Source organism: Hymenobacter roseosalivarius DSM 11622, from assembly GCF_900176135.1.
Taxonomy (GTDB): Bacteria; Bacteroidota; Bacteroidia; order Cytophagales; family Hymenobacteraceae; genus Hymenobacter; species Hymenobacter roseosalivarius.
In genome coordinates, this window is the sequence record NZ_FWWW01000087.1 from 104,114 (window position 1) to 112,320 (window position 8,207).

Here is an 8,207-nt window from a genome sequence, read left to right on the forward strand (position 1 = left end):
GCTGAGACTACGGCCCGTCTCAGGTTTGCCCCGAAGAAGTTTGAGCAACTATTTCCAGTAGTAGAAGGCATCCTTGTTTCGAATCGCTTGCATATGGAAACGACTCAGCCAACCGAAATAAGCCCCCCAGCGCCCGGCTTAACCAGCCCGGATCTGGCCCCCGTTGCTTTGAATGAGCGTACCTGGAACACCTGGAACTATGCCGCGCTCTGGATCAGTATGAGCCTGTGCATTCCGACTTACATGCTGGCCAGCTCGCTCATCGAAGGCGGCATGAACTGGTGGCAGGCCATCCTGACCATCTTTTTGGGCAACAGCATCGTGCTGGTGCCGATGATTTTGAATGGGCGGGCGGGCGCCACCTACGGCATTCCATTTCCGGTGTTTGCGCGGGTGAGTTTTGGGGTGCGGGGGGCAAATATTCCGGCTATGCTGCGGGCCATTATTGCCTGCGGCTGGTTTGGTATTCAAACCTGGATAGGAGGCTACGCGCTGTATCAGATGGTGAAGCTCTGGGTGCCGGCTGTGGCTACACTTCCCGTCCTGTTTCCGCCTTCGTGGTCGTTGGAAACGGGACCTGCCCTGCTATTCTTTCTGTTCTGGCTGCTCAATATGTACGTGGTGCATCTGGGCGTCGATAGCATCAGGAAGCTGCTAGTGTTCAAGGCGTTCTTTCTGCCCGTTGCGGCGCTGGCTTTGCTGTGGTGGGCCATACAGGCCGGGCAGGGCCTGGGACCTATTCTGGCCCAGCCCGCCAAGTTTAACTCGACGGCGGAATTCTGGCCTTTCTTCTTTCCGTCCCTGACGGGCATGGTGGGCTTCTGGGCCACCTTGTCGCTCAACATCCCGGACTTTACGCGCTATGCCAAAAGCCAGCGTGCGCAGGTGGTAGGGCAGGCCCTGGGGCTGCCTTTGCCCATGACGCTGTTTGCCTTTGTGGGCGTGGTGGTCACTTCCGCGACCTTTATTATTTATGGCCAGACCATCTGGGATCCGGTCGTGCTGGCGGGTCGCTTTGACAGCAAGTTTTTGGTGAGCCTGGCCATGCTAGCCGTGGCCCTTTCCACGCTCGCGACGAATATTGCCGCCAACATCGTCAGCCCTGCCAATGACTTCGCCAACCTTTCCCCGACTCAGATCAGCTTCAAGACGGGCGGCTATATCACCGGCATTATCGGCATCCTGATTTTTCCCTGGAAGCTGATTGCGGACCCATCCGGGTATATTTTTACCTGGCTGGTGGGTTATTCGGCGCTGCTAGGGCCTATTGGCGGCATCCTGATTGCCGACTACTACTTTATCCGCCGCCAGCAGCTGCACCTGCCCGACCTATATAAATATACGGGCCGCTACGCTTATCAGAATGGCTTCAATATCAAGGCGCTGGTGTCGCTTGTGGGGGGCATTTTACCTAATATTCCTGGCTTTCTGACCGTCACTGGCCTGGTGCCTAAGGGCGTGGTGTGGCCCTGGCTGGTAGCGGTGTACGACTACGCCTGGTTTGTGGGCTTCTTTATTTCTGCTGGCTCCTATCTGCTGCTGATGAGCAGGCAAAAGCAAGCCGGGCGGCAGGAGCGGAGCCAACCGAGAGGGGAGTTTCAGGTAAGCTCCATCTAAAAGCGCAACCGTGGCTGTTGGCTTTACGTGAGGGTACTGGTCGCCGCGTCCAGGGTTGGGACATCAAGATGGGGTCTGTTTCGTATAACCGGACAGATTCACAGCTATGGATGTCTTGAAGCGCAATAATGTTAGGGTTAGCGGGGCTGGCTCACAGGCCATGATCTTCGTGCATGGCTTTGGCTGCAACCAGCGCATGTGGCGGCTGGTGGCGCCGGCCTTCGAGGCGCGCTACCGGGTGGTACTCCTCGATCTGGTAGGCGCCGGCGAGTCAGACCTTACGGCCTATGACTCGGCCCGCTACGGCAGGTTGGCGGCGCACGCTGAGGATATATTGGAGATAATGCGGGCCCTGAATCTGTCCGATGCCATTTTTGTAGGTCACTCGGTGAGTGCTATGATAGGGATATTGGCGGCTATTCAGGAACCAGACCTATTTGCCCGGCTGGTGCTGGTAGCGCCCTCGCCGCGCTACCTTAATGACGTCAGCTACACTGGCGGATTTGAGGCTCCTGACATTGAAGAGCTGCTGGAAACGATGGATAACAATTATCTGGGATGGTCAGCGGCCGTCACGCCCATGATTATGGGCCATGCTGATCGACCAGAGCTGACGGAGGAGCTAAACAATAGCTTTTGCAACACCGACCCGGCCATTGCCCGGCATTTTGCCCGCGTCACTTTCCTGTCCGATAATCGGGCCGATCTGCCCTTGGTGCGCACCCCAACCCTGATTTTGCAGTGCGCGCACGATGTGTTGGCCCCGATAGCCGTGGGGGGCTTTTTGCACCAGCAAATACTCGACAGCCAGCTGGTGGTGCTGGATACCTCGGGCCATTGTCCTCATCTGAGCGCTCCACAAATCACTATCAAGGCCATTGAGGCGTTCCTGAACCATGAATCTGTCGTATCCAGCATATGAGTGAGGCTGACGACACGCTACTGCCCGAGCTTGACCTGCGGCTGACGGAGGAAAACCCGGAAGACCTCTACGAGCACGCGCCCTGCGGCTACTGTTCCTGCCTGCCCGACGGCACGTTGATAAAGCTCAATCAGACGCTGCTGACCTGGCTGGGCTACGCGCGTCAGGAGTTGGTCGCCCGTTTATGTCTGCAACAGTTATTTACTATTGGCGGGCGCCTGCACTACGAAATGCACTGCGCGCCGCTGTTGATTCTGCAGGGCCAGGTGAGAGAAATAAGTTACTCCCTGCGCTGTAAAGATGGTACCATCTTGCCCGTACTGATGAATGCGGTGCTGCGCCGCGATACCGACGGCAACCCGCTGCTCATTCGCGTCACGCTGTTCGATATCACCGATCGGCGCAAGTATGAGCAGGATCTGCTGCGGGCAAAGGAGGAGGCCGAAGAGCACCGCGAGCTGTTGCAGCGCCAGAATGAGCAGCTCACCCGCATCAATGCCGACCTGGATAGCTTCGTCTATACCGCCTCGCACGACCTGAAACAGCCCATCCATAATATGGCCGGGCTGCTAACCGAGTTCAAGGCCATTGCTACCTTCCACGATCCGGAGGACGATAAGATGATCGGTATGTTTGACCAGGCTCTGCAGCAAATTCTGAAAACGATTGAAGGCCTGACGGAGGTAGTGCAGCGGCCGCGGGAGCTGGAACAGGCTGCCCTGGAGGTCGTGGACTTACTGCCATTCACCGAGGAAGTAATTCGCAGTCTGCAGCCGCGGGAGGTAAAGGACGTATTCACGCTCGATTTTGCTACTGTGCCCACCTTGCGCATCGCGCGTACTGCCTTGCAAAGCATTCTCTATAATCTACTTAGCAATGCGCTCAAGTACGCCGAACCAGGCCGCCAACCCCGTATTCGGGTGAGTACAAGGCTCGAGAATGAAGTGCCCGTGCTGAGCGTGCAGGATAATGGGCGCGGATTTGATATTGAGCGCCACGGCGGCCAGCTATTTCAGCTTTTCCGGCGCTTTCACCCGGAGGTAGAAGGCGTGGGCATCGGGCTGTATCTGGTAAAACGGCTGGTAGCACAGGCTGGGGGGCAAATTGAGGTCGAAAGCGAGGTAGGGCAGGGCACTACGTTTCATCTTTATCTACCACAGTAGATGCCATGCGTCTGGTTCGCGCAGCATTTTTATGCGCTACTTTAGGTCCGGCCGACTCAGAGGATCGCTGCTTCAAAAGGCGGCTTATATTGTACACTGGCGCATTTCACACTCATTTCCTCTTCCTATGACTTTCTCTACCCGTTGGCACCTGGTGCTGAGCGCTGTACTCTTGATGGGCGCTTATGCTCCCAGTTTAGGCCAGCAGTTTACTCCGCAGGTGCAGGAGTTTATTAAAGTGCAGGACCCGTCCGTGGCCTTGGTCGATGCGAAAGTTATCGACGGTACCGGCCGGCCGGCGCTGCTGCATCAGACTGTGCTCATAAAGCAGGGCCGAATCGTGCAGGTGGGACCCGTGAAGAAGGTGAAAGTGCCCGCCGACGCGAAGGTGATAAACTGCGCGGGCAAGACGCTAATTCCTGGCCTGGTGATGCTGCACGAGCACCTGTACTATACCATGCCAATGGGGGGCTTTTTCAACATCGCCCAGATGCCGTACTCCTTTCCGCGCCTGTATCTGGCCGGCGGCGCTACCACTATTCGCACGGCCGGCAGCATTGAGCCCCAAACCGATCTGGCCATTAAGCGCATGATTGGGGAGGGCAAGCTCATCGGGCCGGATATGGACGTGACCGCGCCCTATATGGAGGAGCCGAGTCTGGATATTCCCGCTTTAAACACCATCAACGGCCCTGAGGATGCGGCCGCAAGCACGAAATTCTGGGCCGATAAAGGCTGTACTTCCTTCAAGATGTATATGCACGCCACCCGGGCTGACCTGAAAGCCGTGGTGCAGCAGGCGCACCAGCGCAACCTCAAGGTTACGGGCCATCTGGCCTCTATTACGTACCGCGAGGCGGCCGAAATTGGCATTGATAACCTTGAGCACGGCTTCATGGCCAGCTCCGATTTTATGCCCAACAAAGCTCCCGACGTAGCTGATTATCCCGCCGCACGCCAGTCGCTGCTGAAATTGCCGGTCAATAGCCCCGCCATGAAAGACCTGATTAGCTTCCTGGTCAGCAAGCGGGTAGCTATTACGTCTACCTTACCTGTATTCGAACCTTATACGGGCCGCGAAGTGGTGCTGGGCGGTGGTCTGGAGGCCCTGATTCCTCAGCTACAGGAGCGTGAACAAGCCACCTGGCAGCAAAATCAGAACAAGGACACGGCCAGCGTGCGGCTGTTCAAAAAGGAAATGGTTTGGGAAAAGCAGTTTTACGATGCCGGGGGGCTTTTAGTATCCGGCACCGATCCAACCGGCGCCGGCCGCACTATTGCCGGCTACTCCAACCGGCGCCAGATAGAATTGCTCGTGGAGGGCGGCTTTACGCCGGTTCAGGCCATCAAAATAAGCACCTTGAACGGCGCTATCTACCTGGGCCGCGAGAAAGAGATTGGCACCATCGAGGCCGGCAAACAAGCCGATCTGGTCTTGATTAACGGCGACCCGGAACAGGATATCCAGCAGGTGCGCCGCATGGAAATTGTCTTCAAGAAAGGCGTAGGTTTTGACTCCGTTAAGCTATTTGAGACCATGAAGGGCAAAGTAGGCTTGAACTAGAAAGGCCTGGAAAGCTGCTTGGGGGGCAAATTCTGAAGTAAACTCACCAGGTCGAAAACGCTAGCGCGGCGGCGTTGCTACTCCTGGTACTGATACTGATCGAGCAGCTCGTGCAAGTCGGGTAGGCGGCGCTCAAACTGTGTCAGCAGGGCCGGTGGTACGGGCACGGTGGTACCGTAGCGCGTGAGCAGGTAGCGCACCAGGGCCCGCAGCGCCTGCACCTCTTCCTGCAATTGCAGGCGGACCATCTTCCAGCGCCTTTCCCCGTCCGGCTGGGTACGGCACACCTGCCTGACGGCTACGGTATGGCTGACTACGGCTGCCAGTTTCTCCAGCATGCGCTGCTCATCCTTACTGAATACTCTGGGTTGCCGGTCGATAATACACAACGTTCCGATGGGCTGCTGGTTGGGCATGCGCAACGGGGCTCCCGCGTAAAACCGCAGCTGGTTGGTGCGGGCGGCCTGCGCCGCCTGCACCGTAATAAGCGGATTTCGTTCCTGCTCCAGATCCTGATACACCACGGCTTTATCGTGGAGAATGGCAGTGGAACACAGCGCCTCCTGCCGGGGCTGCTTTTCGTTGCCCGGCATTCCATAATTGGCTTTATAGAAAACATGCTCTTCGTCCACAAGGGCAATCAGCGAAATGGGCAGGCTGAAAATGCGAGCGGTAAGCGCCACAAGCTCGTCGAAAACCGTTTCGCGGAGTGCCGGCAGCAGGTCATAGGAGCGCAGACTGCTCAGCCGGGTGGCTTCGTCCTCGGGGAGTAGCCAAGAAGGAACTTCAGACATGAAACAGCCAGCGTTAGTTGAGCAGGGGAAGGACGAGCGAGCGAAGGTAAGGTGACTCAGGGAAAGTCCAAACTTCTATTTTTCGCCACATACCACTACCGCTCCATAGTTAAGAGCGGCTTTTTTATCGGGGTATTTCTGGTCTACCAGCTCAAAAAACTGCTGTTTAATATTTTATGTGGTGGCCGTATCTGCTTTGCTCAGGGCCGCCACCACGGGAGCGGCTACTTCGTTCATAAAGCTCCAGTAGTTCTCGTTGCTGCCGCAGATTAGCTTACCGGTTACTTCTTTTTCCGAAACGTTCTGAAAGCCAGCTTGTTTGAATAGATCAGCCAGAAAACCCGGACTGCCGCAGCGGAACATACCCGGCGCGCCGGGCGCAGGCGCGGGCAAGCTTATGTTTTTCTGGATGGTGCCCATGATGGCGGTAACCCACACGTTTTTATCTGGTACGCCCCATACGGCGGGGCAATTTTGCCCCCCGGCTTCAGGACCCGCGCCATTTCTTTAGCGGCCAGGAGCATATCTGGGAAAAACATAAATCCGAAGCGGCAGCTCACGGCATCAAAAGTGGCATCGGCGAACGGCAGCTCGCTGACATCGCACACCACCGTTTCATAATTGGTAATGCCTTTTTTTCGGGCCTTGTCGCGGGCTACTTCCAGCATACCTGCCGCCAGATCGGTAATAACCACCTTGCCGCTGCTGGTCAGGGCGGCAATGGTCAGTCCAGGCTCCCCGGTGCCGGCCGCAATGTCCAGTACCGTGTCGGTCGGCTTTATGCCCAGGGCCTGAATAATCTCATCGCCCATGGGCTTCAGCCAGTCCATCGTAAAGTCGTCCCATTTGCGCCAGCCCGGTGAAAACTTGTTCCACGTTGCCTTTTGTTGCTCTCGAATTTGTTCCAGTTGCGTATCCATAGCGTTAACCTTGTTAAGTGAAGTGGATGTGTTATTCGCGGAGAGGAGGCAATGTTGGGGGCGCGGGCTGGTGTGGGTATGCAGGAGGCTGTTTCTGGATAATGCGTAGGCATCGGTGGTGAGAAAGTGCAGATGGCTTTAGGCACTGCTCACTCTAATATAGCGGTTTTTGGATTCTGATTTCACCGCCCCTTTCTGACCCTTATGCCTCACAATCGCTACCCTGGCGCAGGGTATTAAAAGGGTGTTTACTGCTAGATAAAGCGAACTTAGAAGTTGCTAAAGAATACTTTGTACTATGGCTATTGCTATGCTGAGCAGGAGCAGCACCAAACCAATTGCCGGACCTGAAGTATATCTTTTCTATGAAATATTTGGCAATGTGTTTGCTCTCGCGCTCCCCAAATAATATAACTACCTTGGTGTATGAAAAACCAATACGATCCGAGTACTGGGGAGCTAATTGTAGAAGCCAAAAGGGAGATAGCGGTAGCTATGTGCCTGTTTCTGAGCTCCTGCCTTACTATTATGTGCTGGGTATAAACAGCAGGCAGTCTGGGGGGCAAAGTACAATAGGCTTCCAGCAGAGAGAGCAGGAGCAGTAGCTGGGCAAGGAAGCGGATAATGGCAGTTACGCAGTCTGGTATTCTTCCAGTACCTCCGCAAGTTCAATCTCTTCCAACGGCGGCACCGGCGCGAAGCGGGACTCATGGAAGTTGGCCTCCGGAAAGCCCGGCGCTACGTCGCCATTGTTGATTTCAACCAACGTAATACCGTAGCCACGATGCGTATCATACACGCCGCGCACGGTATAGATAGGGCCGCGCTTGGGTGTCTGAATATTGGGGTTCTGCACCAGTAGCAGGGTAAAGTCATCATTGGTGCAGACAACCTGTTGGCCCGGATGGAATAGTGGCGGCTTCATACGGCAAAGATACGGCGCTCTGTTCTGGCGGAACCAGAGCGTTGAGCCTGAGAGGGCCATTTCAAAAGCTGTATGAGCGGTAGGCAGAAGCAACATGACAGTTTAGAAAAGTGGCTATATATTCATTCGCAACTACTGGCAGTATGTGATATGGATAGTTGCGTATGCAGAATAGCATGTCAATACATATTAGTGGAAGATCGATAATTGATAAACGATAAAACGGAAAAATATCATTTAAAAGATTGGCTTATCATGGGTTGAGATTAAATACTTTTTCAAGACATTATTCATAACAATTC

8 protein-coding genes are annotated in these 8,207 nt (G+C 55.3%); 4 read left to right on the top strand and 4 right to left on the bottom strand.

The features are described from left to right. Positions 1-93: 93 nt before the first annotated feature. The 4 genes from B9A24_RS15990 to B9A24_RS16005 all read left to right on the top strand — a co-directional run bounded on the left by B9A24_RS15990 (position 94) and on the right by B9A24_RS16005 (position 5,266). On the top strand, positions 94-1,617 hold the full coding sequence (locus B9A24_RS15990) for an NCS1 family nucleobase:cation symporter-1 (RefSeq protein ID WP_084447018.1): 1,524 nt from the start codon (positions 94-96) through the stop codon (positions 1,615-1,617). A gap of 106 nt (positions 1,618-1,723) precedes the next feature. Then, positions 1,724-2,539, top strand: a complete 816-nt coding sequence (locus tag B9A24_RS15995) for an alpha/beta fold hydrolase (RefSeq protein ID WP_084447019.1) — start codon at positions 1,724-1,726, stop codon at positions 2,537-2,539. Beyond that, the gene (locus tag B9A24_RS16000; RefSeq protein ID WP_084447020.1) at positions 2,536-3,702 is read left to right on the top strand and encodes a sensor histidine kinase; all 1,167 of its coding nucleotides are present in this window, start codon (positions 2,536-2,538) and stop codon (positions 3,700-3,702) included. The genes B9A24_RS15995 and B9A24_RS16000 overlap by 4 nt, the downstream gene beginning before the upstream one ends. Positions 3,703-3,829: 127 nt before the next feature. After that, positions 3,830-5,266 (top strand): amidohydrolase family protein, encoded by a 1,437-nt coding sequence (locus tag B9A24_RS16005; RefSeq protein ID WP_159452077.1) that lies wholly within the window; start codon positions 3,830-3,832, stop codon positions 5,264-5,266. 77 nt (positions 5,267-5,343) lie between these two features. Here the strand turns inward: B9A24_RS16005 and B9A24_RS16010 are convergent, their stop codons facing one another. From B9A24_RS16010 to B9A24_RS16020, 4 genes are all read right to left on the bottom strand, one after another. After that, positions 5,344-6,060: a GAF domain-containing protein gene (locus tag B9A24_RS16010; protein WP_084447022.1), complete on the bottom strand. Its 717-nt coding sequence runs from the start codon at positions 6,058-6,060 to the stop codon at positions 5,344-5,346. A gap of 174 nt (positions 6,061-6,234) precedes the next feature. Beyond that, positions 6,235-6,498 (bottom strand): hypothetical protein, encoded by a 264-nt coding sequence (locus tag B9A24_RS22380; protein ID WP_234997380.1) that lies wholly within the window; start codon positions 6,496-6,498, stop codon positions 6,235-6,237. Next, positions 6,456-6,980 carry a class I SAM-dependent methyltransferase gene (locus B9A24_RS22385; RefSeq protein ID WP_200813945.1) on the bottom strand — a complete coding sequence of 175 codons (525 nt, stop codon included), beginning with the start codon at positions 6,978-6,980 and terminating at the stop codon, positions 6,456-6,458. The genes B9A24_RS22380 and B9A24_RS22385 overlap by 43 nt, the downstream gene beginning before the upstream one ends. A gap of 631 nt (positions 6,981-7,611) precedes the next feature. Continuing rightward, the gene (locus B9A24_RS16020) at positions 7,612-7,905 is read right to left on the bottom strand and encodes a hypothetical protein (RefSeq protein WP_084447023.1); all 294 of its coding nucleotides are present in this window, start codon (positions 7,903-7,905) and stop codon (positions 7,612-7,614) included. Positions 7,906-8,207 lie beyond the last annotated feature (302 nt).